This window comes from Haemophilus sp. SZY H36 (genome assembly GCF_018829625.1).
GTDB classification, from domain to species: domain Bacteria; phylum Pseudomonadota; class Gammaproteobacteria; order Enterobacterales; family Pasteurellaceae; genus Haemophilus; species Haemophilus haemolyticus_K.
On sequence record NZ_JAHKKA010000003.1, the window covers coordinates 231343 to 244736 of the forward strand.

Below are 13394 nucleotides of genomic sequence, written 5' to 3' on the forward strand. Positions count from 1 at the left end.
AGATCCCACAATCAACTTTATGCTGGAGCGGGCAACCAAAGCCTTGGGCGAACTGAATGCTTTGTCACTGATTGTGCCTGATATTGACTTATTTATTCAAATGCATATCACCAAAGAAGCACAAACATCCAGCAAAATTGAAGGCACGCAAACTCAGCTTGACGAAGCATTAATGCCCGAAGATCAAATCCAACCTGAAAAACGCGATGATTGGCGTGAAGTACAACATTACATCAAAGCCATGAACCAAGCAGTTGACGGGCTAAAAACACTGCCGCTGTCCAACCGCCTGCTTAAAGAAACACACCATACTTTAATCAGCGGAGCAAGGGGCAAAGAAAAACTGCCCGGTGAATTTCGCAGCAGTCAAAACTGGATTGGCGGTTCAAGTTTAATGGACGCAGCATTTATCCCGCCGCATTATGAGAACGTGCCTGAATTGATGGGTGATTTGGAGCTGTTTTGGCACAATGAAGACATATTTGTGCCGCATCTTATCCGTATCGCCATCAGCCACTACCAATTTGAAACCATTCATCCATTTTTAGATGGCAATGGGCGTGTCGGGCGTTTACTGATCCCCTTGTATTTAATTGGCCATGACGTATTGGAAAAACCGTCTTTCTATATATCAGATTTTTTTTGAGCGCAATCGGGCCAGCTATTACGATGCATTGATGGCAGTACGCCTGCGGAATGATTTGAGACATTGGATTTTATTCTTTTTAAAAGATGTCGAAGAAACGGCAAAAAAAGGCTGTCAGGTTTTCCGTCAAATTCTAGCGTTGCAACAAGAAATGCATGCCGTTGTTATGAGTTTGGGTAAGCGGGCAGAAACCGCAAACAGCCTGCTGAAACTGCTTTATACACAACTGATACAGACCGCACAAGACGTAGAAAAGAACTTGGGCGTATCGTCATCAACTGCCAATTCACAGTTAAAAGAATTTGAAAAGTTGGGCATTTTGCAGAAAATAACGGGTAATAAACGTGGAAGGATGTATGTCATGACCTGTTATTTGAATATTTTCTAAGCAAAGACTTAAAGAGCACAGACAATGAATACAACAAACATGGACAAACAAGACGACAAACAAGAACGTGTTACCCCAAAACTGCGGTTTCCGGAGTTTCAGACGACGTTGGAGTGGAATAAAGATATTTTGGGGAATTTGTTTGCTGAAAGAAGCAAAAAGAATAATCCAGGAAAAACTGTTTTAGCTGCGACCCAAGATAAAGGTGTTATCCCTTACGAATTGATGGAAAAATCTGTTATTCGCGACAGAAAAAACTTGGGTGGATATAAGTTAGTCTTGCCAGAAGATTTCGTTATCAGCTTACGCTCATTTGAAGGTGGTTTTGAGTATTCGAAATATGAAGGAATTATTTCACCCGCCTATGTAGTGCTTTATCCAAAGATAAAAATATACAATTATTTTTTCCGAATTTATTTTAAACAGGATAGCTTCATTCAACAGATTCAGAATAGCCTGAATAATAGTTTACGAGATGGAAAATCTATCTCATATAAACAAGCCTCCACATTATCTATTGCATTGCCTAAAATTGAAGAACAGCAAAAAATCGCCGATTGCCTGTCTTCCATCGACGAATTGATCGAACTGGAAGAGCGGGCGATTGCAGGCTTGAAGCAGCATAAAAAGGGTCTTATGCAGAAATTGTTTCCTACAGTCGGATAAATACAGGACAGAGATAAACAATGAATAACCAAGACAACAAAAAAAGAGTAACGCCCAAACTGCGGTTTCCGAAGTTTCAGACGACGTTGGGGTGGGAAGTTACACAATTAAAGTTTATTTGTGACGTATTGCAAGGAAATGTATTCCCAGAAGCATTACAAGGTAAAAAAAGTGGAAAATATCCTTTTTTTAAAGTTAGTGATATTTCAAGATCTATTATTGATTCCAATGGACATTTATCTAAAGCTGCAAATTATGTGGATGAAAGTGATGTATCAAAATTAAAAGCAAAAATTATCCCTAAAAACTCAACTGTTTTTGCAAAAATTGGGGAAGCATTACGCCTAAATAGACGAGCTTATACTCAATCAGAATGCCTAATAGATAATAATATTGCAGCATTAAAAGCAAATGGCAAAGCAAATGATTACTTTATTTATCAGTTAAGCCAACTTATAGATTTAAATAATTATTTTGCAGGCGCTGTCCCATCTGTTAATAAATCCACGTTAGAAAATATAGAAATTTCATTTCCAGAAATTAAAGAACAACAAAAAATCGCCGATTGCCTTTCATCAATCAACGAACTAATTAATTTAAGAGAACAAAAACTTGCCGCCTTAAAACAGCATAAAAAAGGCTTGATGCAGCAGTTATTCCCAAGCCACAATGACCTGCAAGCAAGCAAGCAAGCAAGCAAGCAAGCAAGCAAGCAAGCAAGCAAGCAAGCAAGCAAGCAAATAGTTTATCCGAAACTTAGATTTCCGCAATTTAAAGATTGTGAAGGCTGGAAAGTTGTCAAATTAGGTAATGTATTCAAAAGAATAACTTTAAAAAATAAAGAGAATAATCAAAACGTATTAACTATTTCTGCACAATATGGATTAATTAGTCAACTAGAGTTTTTTAATAAATCTGTTGCTGCAAAAAATATTACAGGATATTACTTATTGCACAAAGGAGATTTTGCATATAACAAAAGTTATTCTAATGGCTATCCTTGGGGAGCGATTAAACCACTCAAACTATACGATAAAGGTGTTGTTTCTACTCTTTATATTTGTTTTAGACTTCAAGAGCTTCACTTAGAATACGGCTCATTTTTTGAACACTATTTCGAAACAGGATTACAAAATCCTGAAATCAGCCAAATAGCTCAGGAAGGGGCAAGAAATCATGGTTTACTAAATGTTTCAGTTCAAGACTTTTTTGAAAATATAAGCATTTGTCTTCCCTCTTCAAAAGAACAACAAGCCATAGCCGATTGTCTGTCTTCACTGGACAAACTGATCAGAGAAGAAAACGAACAGATAGACCGTCTGAAAGACCATAAGAAGGGACTGATGCAACAATTGTTCCCTAAAATACAATAAGGAAACAGCGACTATTTTTGCAGCATCACGAAAATGGTCGGTTCAACCAATTGAGAACCAATAAAACGCAATGGTAAACAAAAACACACAGCAAAACGAAGATCCGTTCAAAGACCTAGTTGATTTAAACGACTTGGCGGGACGACTAAGAAAACAAAACAGCAAATGCCACCTGATTTTTGCCCATAATGGCACAGGGAAAACACGCTTATCAATGGCATTTAAAGATTTGGGGAAACAAGGCAATAGTCGTGATACGTTGTATTTTAATGCCTTTACCGAAGACTTATTTTTTTGGGACAACGATTTAGACAACGATACTGACCGAGTATTGGTATTGAATGATTCATCTAAGTTTTTTGCGGGCATTTGGGAATTGGAACTGGATAACCGTATTCGTCCGTTATTACAAAAATATATAGATTTTGATTTTCGGATAACTAAAGAGAAACATAAAAAAGAGGCTGATAAAGAAGAAATTGAAAGATGGGAGGTTTCTTTTTTCCTGCCTGACAATCCAGATGAAAATATTAAAGTATCTAGAGGAGAAGAGCATCTTTTCATTTGGTGTTTCTTTCTTGCCATCCTGCAACTTAGCTTGGACAAAGAAGAAGGTTCGCCTTATGAATGGGTGAAATATGTCTATATTGATGATCCGATTTCTTCGTTAGATGATAATTATGCCGTTTCTGTTGCTCAGAATTTAGCAACATTACTTAAATCCTATAACAAAGACGGCAGGCTTCAAGATCCTATTCAGTTTATTATCTCTACTCATCACGGGTTATTCTTTAACGTATTGTGCAATGAATTACAACGAGCACCGAGATATTTACTATCCAAAAATACTTCTGATAAATACTATTTCATTAAACTAGAAGGGGATACTGCTAGTTTGTATCATGTGGCCATGCTGAAAATGCTGAAAGATACGTTGGATAATGATGAACCGCTATATCCTTATCACTTCAATATTCTACGCAATATTATGGAGAAAACAGCAAATTTTCATGGGTTGGCAGGCTTTAAAAAATGTATAGAACTAGAAGATGCTGAATTTTATGAACGTCTGATTCCAGTACTCAATCATGGCGGTTATTCTGTTTTTGAGCCAAAAGAGATGCTGCCTGAAAATAAAGAAAACTTTGTAATGGTTTTGAGAAAATTATTGGACACATATCCGTTCCACCAAGATTTATTACCCAATTTATTTAAAGAGAGTCAATTATGACCCAAGAACAATTAAACCAACTCGGCAAAACACTATGGGCAATCGCCGACCAACTGCGCGGGGCGATGAATGCCGACGATTTCCGCGACTATATGCTGTCATTTCTGTTTTTACGTTATCTGTCCGACAACTACGAGCTTGCCGCACAAAAGGAATTGGGGCGAGATTATCCGCAATTGGGTGATGAAGACAAGCGCACACCGCTTGCCGTGTGGTATGAAGAAAATGCAGACTCTGTCGCTGATTTTGAAAAACAGATGCGCCGTAAAGTACATTATGTGATTAAGCCCGAGTTTCTTTGGGGCAGTATTGCTGAGCTTGCACGAATTCAAAGCAGTAAATTATTAAATACTTTGCAAGATGGCTTTAAATATATTGAAAACGAGTCTTTTGAAAGTACGTTTAGCGGCTTATTTTCCGAAATTAATTTAAATTCGGAAAAGCTTGGCAAAAATTACGAAGAACGAAATAAGCGATTAAGCGAGGTCATCAAGAAAATCGCTGAAGGCATCAATGAGTTTTCTACCAATAGCGATGCTTTGGGCGATGCTTATGAATACTTAATTGCCCAGTTCGCATCCGGTTCTGGCAAGAAGGCCGGCGAGTTTTATACCCCTCAACAGGTTTCTACAATTTTATCGCGGATTGTTACGCTCGACAGCCAAAACCCAGCCAGCGGCAAAAAGAAAAAGCTGGACAATGTGCTGGACTTTGCCTGTGGTTCAGGATCTTTATTACTGAATGTGCGTCATCAGATGGCGGAAGCGGATGGGTATATCGGTAAAATATACGGACAGGAAAAGAATATTACCACCTACAACCTGGCGCGGATGAATATGCTGCTGCACGGTGTAAAGGATACAGAATTTACCATTCATCACGGCGATTCCTTGCTCAACGATTGGGATATTTTGAATGAAATGAACCCTGCTAAGAAACTAGAATTCGACGCCGTTGTTGCCAATCCTCCGTTTAGTTACCGCTGGGAGCCGAAGGAGGATTTGGCAAACGATTTCCGCTTCAAAAACTATGGGCTAGCCCCTAAATCTGCAGCAGATTTTGCCTTTTTGCTGCACGGTTTTCATTTCTTGAGCGATAGCGGCACGATGGCTATCATTCTGCCGCACGGTGTGTTGTTCCGTGGAGGCGCGGAAGAAAAAATCCGCACAAAACTACTCAAAGACGGCAATATTGATGCCGTTATCGGGCTGCCTGCCAATTTGTTTTATTCAACAGGCATTCCGGTCTGCATTTTGGTGTTGAAAAACTGTAAAAAAGAAGACGATGTTTTGTTTATCAACTCCGCCGATTATTTTGAAAAAGGCAAACGCCAAAACCGTCTGACAGGCGAATATATCGATAAAATCGTGGACTGTTACCAATACCGCAAAGAAGAACAAGGCTACTCCCGCCGTGTATCTATGCAGGAAATTGAAGATAACGGCTACAATCTGAATATTGCCCGCTATGTCAACAATACCCCTATTGAGGAGGAGGTTGATTTAGGTGCTAACCATAAGATCTTAGTGGGTTTGGATTTAAAAATTAGAGAAGCTACAGAAAAGCACAATGCATTTTTGAAGGAGCTAGGATTACCTCTACTGCCTTGAGTATTATTAAAAAGCCGATTGAAATAAGCATTCAAAAAAATGGAAATCAACCAGTGCTAATAAAATAAAAAGGAGGCGGCTACTTTTCTTTTCATCATCAATGGTATAGTGTACGAAATTGTTGATAAAAACACTTTAAAACTTAGCCGCACTTTCTCCCCATTATTTTTTCATTTAAAGCCATTTTCTAGCCTCCTTTCAAAATCGCTCTTAATCGATCAAGTTGGTTTTGTGTTTTTTCTTGTTTTTGCTCGGTGGTTAATTTTGGTTTATCGCGTTCCCATAACACATCGTCATTGGGTAATTCAGCTAAAAATCTGCTGGGTTCTGGGCGAACTAATTCACCATATTGACGGCGCTCACGGCATAAGGAAAAAGTGAGTTCTTTTTGCGCTCTTGTGATCCCCACATAAGCCAATCGGCGTTCTTCTTCCACGTTGTCTTCATCAATGCTGGTTTGGTGGGGCAAAATGCCTTCTTCCATACCGATCAAATAAACATAAGGAAATTCCAATCCTTTAGATGCGTGCAATGTCATCAGTTGAACTTGATCGCTCTCGTCATCGTCTTCGCCTCGCTCTAACATATCACGTAATGTCAAGCGGGTTACCACTTGATTAAGGTTCATCGGCTCATTGATTTCATCGCCTTTTAACATATCCGCAACCCAGTCAAATAACGTGGCGACATTCTTACTTTGCATTTCTGCCGCTTTAGGGCTTGTCGCGTATTCGTACAAATATTCTTCATAATGAATTGCAGATAACATTGAACGTACTGCACGTTCTGGTTCAGAACGTTGAATTTCATCATTAAGCTCTACAATCCAACGGCCAAATTTTTGCAATGAATCATAGGCTTTTGGCGTGATGCGTTGAATAAGTTCAAACTCAAAAATAGCGTCAAACAAACTAATGTGTTTTTCTTGAGCCAACTCCCCAAGTTTTTGTAACGTCGCAGTGCCAATTTCACGCTTCGGTGTATTCACAATACGCAGGAATGCTGCATCATCATCTTGATTCACCACCAAGCGTAAATACGCCATCATATCTTTAATTTCTGCACGGGAGAAAAAAGAAGTACCGCCCGAAATTTTGTAAGGAATACGGTTTTGCATCAGTACTTTTTCGAGTAATCGGGATTGATGATTGCCTCGATACAAAATCGAATAATCTTTATATTTGGTTTTACGGCTAAAACGATGGGCGATCAGCTCGGCGACAATCCGCTCGGCTTCGTGTTCTTCATTTTTTGCCTCAATAACAAGCAATTTTTCCCCTTCACCAATAACTGAAAAGAGTTTCTTATCAAACACGTGCTCATTGTTATCAATCAAAATATTGGCGCAATGCAAAATGCGTTGAGTTGAACGATAATTTTGCTCCAGCTTAATCACTTGCAAACGAGAGAAATCATCGCGTAAACGCACCATATTTTCTGGTCGTGCGCCACGCCACGAATAAATAGATTGGTCATCATCGCCCACCACAGTGAAACAAGCGCGATCACCCACTAAAAGTTTAATCAGTTCATATTGACTGGTGTTGGTGTCTTGATATTCATCCACCAACAAATAACGAATTTTTGCCTGCCATTTTGACCGCACTTCTTCATTTTGCTTGAACAACAATGTCGGCAACATAATTAAATCATCAAAATCAAGGGCATTGTAAGCTAGAATTTGTGTGGCGTAACGCTCATAACATTTTGCAAAAGTTTGATATTTAGCATCACGCGCCAACGCAAATGCCTGTTTTGGCGAAATCAAATCATTCTTCCAGTTAGAAATCACTGAAATTAACTCACGCAATAAATCCTTATCTTCTTTTAATACATCTGCGGTTAGCTCTTTTAACAACGCAAATTGATCGTGTTCGTCAAACAAGGTCATATTTGATTTAAAGCCAAGCGCTTTATATTCACGCTTAATAATGTCAAAACCGAGCGTATGAAAAGTGGATACAAGCAAGCCTTTAGATTGCTCTTTGCCAATGGAATGTGCCACACGCTCTTTCATCTCGCGTGCGGCCTTGTTGGTGAAAGTAACAGCGGCAATTTGTTTCGGAGAATAACCGCACTTTTCAATTAAATGGGCAATTTTATTAATGATTACGCGAGTTTTGCCTGAGCCTGCACCAGCAAGTACAAGGCAAGGGCCTGTCACATATTCAACGGCTTGTTGTTGTTGAGGATTGAGTTTCATAAGAATTATTGGGCCCACGCATAGGGCAGTAATACGGTGTCTAATAAAAATGAGAGAGGCAAATCTAAGATTGGCAATCCCCATTGTTGGGCCATTTCAAGATCATAAGCAGCCCCTGCATAGGCGGTATATTTTTCTGTTGGATCGATAAGTTTAACCACGGAACCACAACCAGATAAAGCGATTAGTGCGGTCAAAAAAATAAAGGTTTTTATCATCGTGCTTTTAACGCATTGAACACAGGTACAGGAACTAGCTCAGCGACATCACCACCATGCAAATAAATTTCACGCACAATGGTGGAAGAAACAAATGCCCATTTTTCTGCGGGTGGGAAAAACAAACTATCTACGCCTTTTGTGAGTAAACGATTAAGGGCAGCTAATTGAAGTTCATATTCAAAATCTGTTGTTGTGCGTACGCCGCGAATAATGGCGGAAATATTGTGCTGTTTAATCACATTAGCCAGCAAATCAGAAAAGCCAAAAACCTCCACATTGGATAAATGTGCAACAGATTGACGCACAAGCTCTACGCGTTCATCCAACGAAAATAGCGGTTTCTTGCTTGGGCTATTCGCCACCGCCACTAAAACACGAGGAAAAATCACCGCACTTCTTTCAATAATGTCTAAATGACCGTTCGTAATCGGATCAAAAGTACCGGGATAAATCACACTCGTCATACATTACGCTCCAAATAAGGTTTTAATAAATCTAACAAACGCTGTAATGCACCACGGTTTTCCATCAGCACTTCATAGCCAGCATTGCCTAAACGTTCGCTCGCCTCTTTTGAATTTAATAAGGCTTCTACCGCGCGCTCTAAGGCATCTGCTGTTGAATTAACTTCCAGCACACCTTGTACTTCCACCAGCATTCGAAATATCTCGGGGAAATTGAAAGTATGCTTGCCGGTAATCACTGGCATTTTAAATGCAAGAGGTTCCAGTGGATTATGTCCACCATGTTTCACAAGACTTCCACCCACAAAAGCAATATCTGAAACACCATACATCAACATCAGTTCGCCCATGCTATCGCCTAAAATCACTTGGGTGTTTTCATTTGGTAACTCATTTGTCGAACGGCGAATAAATTGGAATTTTTCTTTTTTAAGTAAATCTGCCACCATATTAAAACGCTCTGGATGGCGCGGAACGAGCAATAGCAATAAATTTGGGTATTTTTCCAATAATTGGCGATGTGTTTGTAAGATAATTTGCTCTTCGCCTTCATGGGTACTCGCCGCAATCCAAATTGGACGATTTTTTACCCAAAGTGCTCGTAAAGCATCAATCTTTTCACGTAACTCATCAGTGATGGAGAGATCATATTTAATATTGCCCGTCACCTTCAATTTATCTTTGCGATAACCTAAATCCAAATAACGATTGCTACTAATTTTGTCTTGAGGTGCAATTAAATCAATTTGTGAAAACATATTTTGCAAATGCGGTTTAATTTTTCCATAACGGCGCGCTGAACGAGCAGACAAGCGGGCATTTGCCACCACAAAAGGAATGTCTCGGCGATAAAATTGTTGAATTAAATTTGGCCAAAGTTCGGTTTCAATCACAATACAAAGTTTTGGCTGAACAAAGTCAATAAAACGATTAATGGCGCAAGGTATGTCGTAAGGCAAATAGCAATGGAAAACGCTATCGCCAAAAGCCGCTTTGACACGATCAGAACCCGTAGGGGTGACCGTAGTGAAAGTAATCGGTAAGTGCGGGTAATTTTGTTGGAGTTTTTGCACGAGTGGTGTAGCAGCAATAACCTCACCCACTGATGCCGCATGAATAACGATACCTCCAGCCTTAGGAGGTGTCAGTGAGGCATAAAAACCATAACGCTCACCAAGCCTTTTTCGGTAATTCGGAGCCTTAAATCCGCGTAGCCACATAAAGAGCAGCACCAACGGTTGAATCAGATACATCAAGCTCGTATAAAAAAAACGCCACATAAATGAAATTCGGTTATACTTGAAAAAATTTCGGCTAGTATAGCAAAAAAAGGATTGAAAATATGCCTACAATTAGCGTTGCGATGATTGTAAAAAATGAAGCACAAGACCTAGCGAATTGCTTAGATACCGTAAAAGATTGGGTGGATGAAATTATCATTCTAGATTCTGGCAGCACAGATAATACCAAAGAAATTGCGCTTAATTATGGAGCAAAATTCTATGAAAATAGCAACTGGCCGGGCTTTGGTAAACAACGCCAATTAGCCCAACAATATGTAACCAGTGATTATGTACTCTGGTTAGATGCTGACGAACGCGTTACGCCCAAGCTACAACAGGCTATCTTAAATGCAGTTAAAAATGATCGAGAAAATACCGTTTATGAAATTCCACGAGTGAGTGAGGTATTTGGGCGTGAAATTCGCCATTCAGGCTGGTATCCCGATTATGTGGTTCGCCTCTACCGCACAAACTATGCGCAATATAACGATTCGCTTGTACATGAAAAAGTCGAATTTCCAGCTGGGACAAAAGTAGAAAAATTAACGGGGGATTTAGAACATTTCACTTATAAAAGCATTCATCATTATCTAGTGAAATCAGCGGGTTATGCAAAAGCCTGGGCAGATCAACGCCAAGCTAAAGGAAAAAAAGCCACACTTTGGCAAGGAATCACGCATGCGCTCGGTTGTTTTGTGAAGATGTATTTGTTAAAAGCGGGTTTTTTAGATGGCAAACAAGGATTTTTATTAGCAGTGTTATCAGCGCATTCAACCTTTGTAAAATACGCAGATTTATGGGAGCGCGATCAGCATAAACACTAGCGAGTTTTGCAAGGGCAATCATTTAAATGATCGTCCACCAATCCCATAGACTGCATAAACGCATAGCACGTGGTTTCGCCAACAAAGACGAAACCACGTTTTTTTAAAGCTTTAGAAAGAGCTTTAGATATTTCTGTTTTAACAGGTACAGTTCGCAAATCAGGCACATCATTCACAATCGGTTTATGATTGACAAATGACCAAACAAAATCACTGAAATTTTCACCGCACTTTTCCATCACCAAATAAGCTTTCGCATTTTTGACAATGGCCTCTAACTTGGCTCGATGGCGGATTAATCCTGTATTTTGCATGCAAGCATCAATATCAAGTGCGGTCATTTTTACGATTTTTTTCGGATCAAATTGATGAAAGGCTACACGGTAAGATTCACGTTTTTTCAAAACTGTAATCCACGAAAGCCCCGCTTGCTGCCCTTCCAAACAAATTTTTTCAAATAGCTTTTGGCTATCGAATTCAGGCTTTCCCCATTCCTTGTCATGATAATCAATATAAATAGGTTGTTCGCCAACCCAAGGACATCGAGTAATCATAACATCTCCTTTTTAAGCTGTTCATAAACCACCACAAAATCTGGCATTACGCCTCGCCATAAATGGAAAGAATGTGCTGCTTGCGCGACCAACATCCCGAAGCCATCGCTAACGTTGGTTAAACCCAAACTTTTGCATAATGCGATAAATGGCGTGTCTATGACTTTCGCATATTGCATATCGTAAAAAGCCGAGCCCGATTTTAAAATTTCAGTATCAACTGGAGCAGTTCCACCACTTAATCCAGCTGAAGTCGCATTAATCACCAAATCATAAGTTTGTAGCGGAATAGAATCCATTGAGGCAGCTTGAATATTGCCGTAAGGCTGAAATCTTTCAGCTAATTCTTTGGCTTTCGAAAAAGTGCGGTTGGCAAGGAGGATATTTTGTTGAGCTTGTAAAAGTGGCAATAATACGCCTTTTGTTGCTCCACCTGCTCCTAGAATTAATATGCGTTGATTTGGATGAAGCCAATTCAAACGTTGTAAATCCGTTACCAAACCAATCCCATCGGTATTATCCGCATAAAGTTTACCATCATCGAGTTTTTTTAGCGTATTGCAGGCCTCCGCCAATTTTGCTCGTTGGCTATATTCGTCTGCCAACTGGTAGGCACGTTCTTTAAAAGGCGAAGTAATATTGCAACCTTTCGCGCCATCCTCAAAAAATGCTAAAAGCTGTTGTTCAAAAGAATCAATATCACCTAATTTTGCAATGTATTCCATTGTTTGATGCGTTTGCGCGGCTAACTTATTTTGAATCAATGGGGATTTACTTTGCGCAATCGGATTGCCCCACACAGCATAAAGATCCATAAATTATCCCTGTCTAAAAAGTTGATTTGTACGCAAGTCTCGAATTTCGGATGGATTGAACGCCCCGCCTACCATTTCATCTAATACTGGAAAATCTGCACCGAATTGTAACCGCACTTCATCGGCGGTACGGCAAGGTGACTCACCAGTCAGATTTGCGCTAGTCGAAGTTAATGCAAACTCCGTGATTTCACACAAGGCTTTCACAGAAGGGTGATCGCACAAGCGTACTGCGATGCTATCAAATTTGCCCGTGAGAAAATGCGGGATGGTCGATTTTGCTGGCACAATCCAAGTAGTGGGACGTTCATATTTACCTTTCAGGCGAGAAAGCTGTTCATCGTTAATCTGCTCAAAATCGACAAAAGGACGGAAAAAATCTAAGCTAGGCGCCACCAAAATCAGCCCTTTTTCTGCTGGGCGTTGCTTTAAATTAAGTAATTTTTTTACCGCACTTTCACTTTGAGGATTACAGCCCAAGCCAAACACAGCTTCAGTGGGATACGCAACCACTTGATTTTGTCGAAGCGCCTCGGCAATTTGTTCTCTATTCATTTTACTCTTTTACTTTTATTGCTCAAAAATATGACGGCAAGTTTTATTTGCACACTGGAAAATTTGTTTTTCCCTATCTTCGCTTTTTAACAAAGAAAGCGGGAAATGGCACGTTGGGCAAGGCACGGCATAAGGCTTGGCAGGCAAAGAAAATTTACATTTAGGGAAATTATTGCAACCGTAAAAAATTTTTCCTTGGCGACCCCGACGAGAAATCAAATGCCCCGTTTTACATTCAGGACAAGTAATTTTTTCCTCAGTCTCAGATTCTTCTCGCACCACAAAATCGCATTCAGGATAATGGCTACAACCAATAAACATCCCAAAACTACCTTGTTTCAACTGCAATAAATTACCGCACTTCGGGCAAATTTCATCAAGTGTTTTTAATACTTTATGCTCCGATCGTTGCAAAGGACGCAAATAATCACATTCAGGATAAGCAGAGCAACCTAAAAACAGCCCTTTTTTGCCTTGTTTAATTTGCAAAGGCGAACCACATTGAGGGCAAAGCTCTTCATGCTTTATGCGTTGAAAAAGTGTTTCTACCATAAACTGATC

General features: G+C 39.7%; 15 protein-coding genes. 7 read left to right on the forward strand and 8 right to left on the reverse strand.

The window, feature by feature from the left end; genetic code table 11:
- Positions 1-19 precede the first annotated feature (19 nt).
- The 6 genes from KP713_RS07135 (at position 20) to KP713_RS07160 (ending at position 5914) form a co-directional block, all read left to right on the forward strand.
- The gene (locus KP713_RS07135; RefSeq protein ID WP_215770254.1) at positions 20-646 is read left to right on the forward strand and encodes a Fic family protein; all 627 of its coding nucleotides are present in this window, start codon (positions 20-22) and stop codon (positions 644-646) included.
- A 31-nt stretch (positions 647-677) separates the two neighbouring features.
- The gene (locus KP713_RS07140; RefSeq protein WP_215770255.1) at positions 678-1034 is read left to right on the forward strand and encodes a Fic family protein; all 357 of its coding nucleotides are present in this window, start codon (positions 678-680) and stop codon (positions 1032-1034) included.
- Between the two features lie 24 nt (positions 1035-1058).
- On the forward strand, positions 1059-1700 hold the full coding sequence (locus tag KP713_RS07145) for a restriction endonuclease subunit S (protein ID WP_252346329.1): 642 nt from the start codon (positions 1059-1061) through the stop codon (positions 1698-1700).
- Between the two features lie 20 nt (positions 1701-1720).
- Positions 1721-3073, forward strand: coding sequence for a restriction endonuclease subunit S (locus KP713_RS09060; RefSeq protein WP_215770256.1), 1353 nt, complete (start codon positions 1721-1723; stop codon positions 3071-3073).
- A gap of 70 nt (positions 3074-3143) precedes the next feature.
- The gene (locus tag KP713_RS07155) at positions 3144-4304 is read left to right on the forward strand and encodes an AAA family ATPase (protein WP_215770257.1); all 1161 of its coding nucleotides are present in this window, start codon (positions 3144-3146) and stop codon (positions 4302-4304) included.
- Positions 4301-5914, forward strand: a complete 1614-nt coding sequence (locus KP713_RS07160) for a type I restriction-modification system subunit M (RefSeq protein WP_215770258.1) — start codon at positions 4301-4303, stop codon at positions 5912-5914. Before KP713_RS07155 ends, KP713_RS07160 begins: the two co-directional genes overlap by 4 nt.
- Positions 5915-6101: 187 nt before the next feature.
- Here the strand turns inward: KP713_RS07160 and rep are convergent, their stop codons facing one another.
- The 4 genes from rep to waaA are packed head-to-tail and all read right to left on the reverse strand — an operon-like array spanning position 6102 to position 10082.
- A complete protein-coding gene (rep, locus tag KP713_RS07165; RefSeq protein ID WP_215770259.1) occupies positions 6102-8117 on the reverse strand; it encodes a DNA helicase Rep in 2016 nt (671 codons plus the stop codon).
- Between the two features lie 5 nt (positions 8118-8122).
- Complete coding sequence (locus KP713_RS07170; protein ID WP_005644190.1) at positions 8123-8335, reverse strand: YceK/YidQ family lipoprotein; 213 nt, start codon at positions 8333-8335, stop codon at positions 8123-8125.
- On the reverse strand, positions 8332-8802 hold the full coding sequence (gene coaD / locus KP713_RS07175) for a pantetheine-phosphate adenylyltransferase (RefSeq protein WP_046949399.1): 471 nt from the start codon (positions 8800-8802) through the stop codon (positions 8332-8334). Before coaD ends, KP713_RS07170 begins: the two co-directional genes overlap by 4 nt.
- Positions 8799-10082 carry a lipid IV(A) 3-deoxy-D-manno-octulosonic acid transferase gene (waaA, locus tag KP713_RS07180; protein WP_215770260.1) on the reverse strand — a complete coding sequence of 428 codons (1284 nt, stop codon included), beginning with the start codon at positions 10080-10082 and terminating at the stop codon, positions 8799-8801. Before waaA ends, coaD begins: the two co-directional genes overlap by 4 nt.
- Before the next feature lie 62 nt (positions 10083-10144).
- On the opposite strand from waaA, the gene KP713_RS07185 reads away from it, so the two are divergent.
- Positions 10145-10909, forward strand: coding sequence for a glycosyltransferase family 2 protein (locus KP713_RS07185; RefSeq protein ID WP_215770261.1), 765 nt, complete (start codon positions 10145-10147; stop codon positions 10907-10909).
- On the opposite strand, the gene KP713_RS07190 is transcribed toward KP713_RS07185, so the two are convergent.
- From KP713_RS07190 to KP713_RS07205, 4 genes are read right to left on the reverse strand one after another with little or no spacing between them, the layout of a single operon-like run.
- Positions 10906-11463 (reverse strand): DNA-3-methyladenine glycosylase I, encoded by a 558-nt coding sequence (locus tag KP713_RS07190; protein ID WP_215770262.1) that lies wholly within the window; start codon positions 11461-11463, stop codon positions 10906-10908. The two genes, KP713_RS07185 and KP713_RS07190, sit on opposite strands and share 4 nt — an antisense overlap.
- The gene (gene aroE / locus KP713_RS07195) at positions 11460-12278 is read right to left on the reverse strand and encodes a shikimate dehydrogenase (protein WP_215770263.1); all 819 of its coding nucleotides are present in this window, start codon (positions 12276-12278) and stop codon (positions 11460-11462) included. The genes KP713_RS07190 and aroE overlap by 4 nt, the downstream gene beginning before the upstream one ends.
- Positions 12279-12281: 3 nt before the next feature.
- Complete coding sequence (gene tsaC / locus KP713_RS07200; protein ID WP_215770264.1) at positions 12282-12833, reverse strand: L-threonylcarbamoyladenylate synthase type 1 TsaC; 552 nt, start codon at positions 12831-12833, stop codon at positions 12282-12284.
- Between the two features lie 15 nt (positions 12834-12848).
- The gene (locus KP713_RS07205; RefSeq protein WP_215770265.1) at positions 12849-13385 is read right to left on the reverse strand and encodes a DNA topoisomerase family protein; all 537 of its coding nucleotides are present in this window, start codon (positions 13383-13385) and stop codon (positions 12849-12851) included.
- Between the last annotated feature and the right edge of the window lie 9 nt (positions 13386-13394).

Bases quoted from the DNA above. Each gene is read 5' to 3' on its own strand.
- KP713_RS07135 (WP_215770254.1), top strand. From the start codon at position 20: ATGCTGGAGCGGGCAACCAAAGCCTTGGGCGAACTGAATGCTTTGTCA.
- KP713_RS07140 (WP_215770255.1), top strand. From the start codon at position 678: ATGGCAGTACGCCTGCGGAATGATTTGAGACATTGGATTTTATTCTTT.
- KP713_RS07145 (WP_252346329.1), top strand. From the start codon at position 1,059: ATGAATACAACAAACATGGACAAACAAGACGACAAACAAGAACGTGTT.
- KP713_RS09060 (WP_215770256.1), top strand. From the start codon at position 1,721: ATGAATAACCAAGACAACAAAAAAAGAGTAACGCCCAAACTGCGGTTT.
- KP713_RS07155 (WP_215770257.1), top strand. From the start codon at position 3,144: ATGGTAAACAAAAACACACAGCAAAACGAAGATCCGTTCAAAGACCTA.
- KP713_RS07160 (WP_215770258.1), top strand. From the start codon at position 4,301: ATGACCCAAGAACAATTAAACCAACTCGGCAAAACACTATGGGCAATC.
- rep (WP_215770259.1), bottom strand. From the start codon at position 8,117: ATGAAACTCAATCCTCAACAACAACAAGCCGTTGAATATGTGACAGGC.
- KP713_RS07170 (WP_005644190.1), bottom strand. From the start codon at position 8,335: ATGATAAAAACCTTTATTTTTTTGACCGCACTAATCGCTTTATCTGGT.
- coaD (WP_046949399.1), bottom strand. From the start codon at position 8,802: ATGACGAGTGTGATTTATCCCGGTACTTTTGATCCGATTACGAACGGT.
- waaA (WP_215770260.1), bottom strand. From the start codon at position 10,082: ATGTGGCGTTTTTTTTATACGAGCTTGATGTATCTGATTCAACCGTTG.
- KP713_RS07185 (WP_215770261.1), top strand. From the start codon at position 10,145: ATGCCTACAATTAGCGTTGCGATGATTGTAAAAAATGAAGCACAAGAC.
- KP713_RS07190 (WP_215770262.1), bottom strand. From the start codon at position 11,463: ATGATTACTCGATGTCCTTGGGTTGGCGAACAACCTATTTATATTGAT.
- aroE (WP_215770263.1), bottom strand. From the start codon at position 12,278: ATGGATCTTTATGCTGTGTGGGGCAATCCGATTGCGCAAAGTAAATCC.
- tsaC (WP_215770264.1), bottom strand. From the start codon at position 12,833: ATGAATAGAGAACAAATTGCCGAGGCGCTTCGACAAAATCAAGTGGTT.
- KP713_RS07205 (WP_215770265.1), bottom strand. From the start codon at position 13,385: ATGGTAGAAACACTTTTTCAACGCATAAAGCATGAAGAGCTTTGCCCT.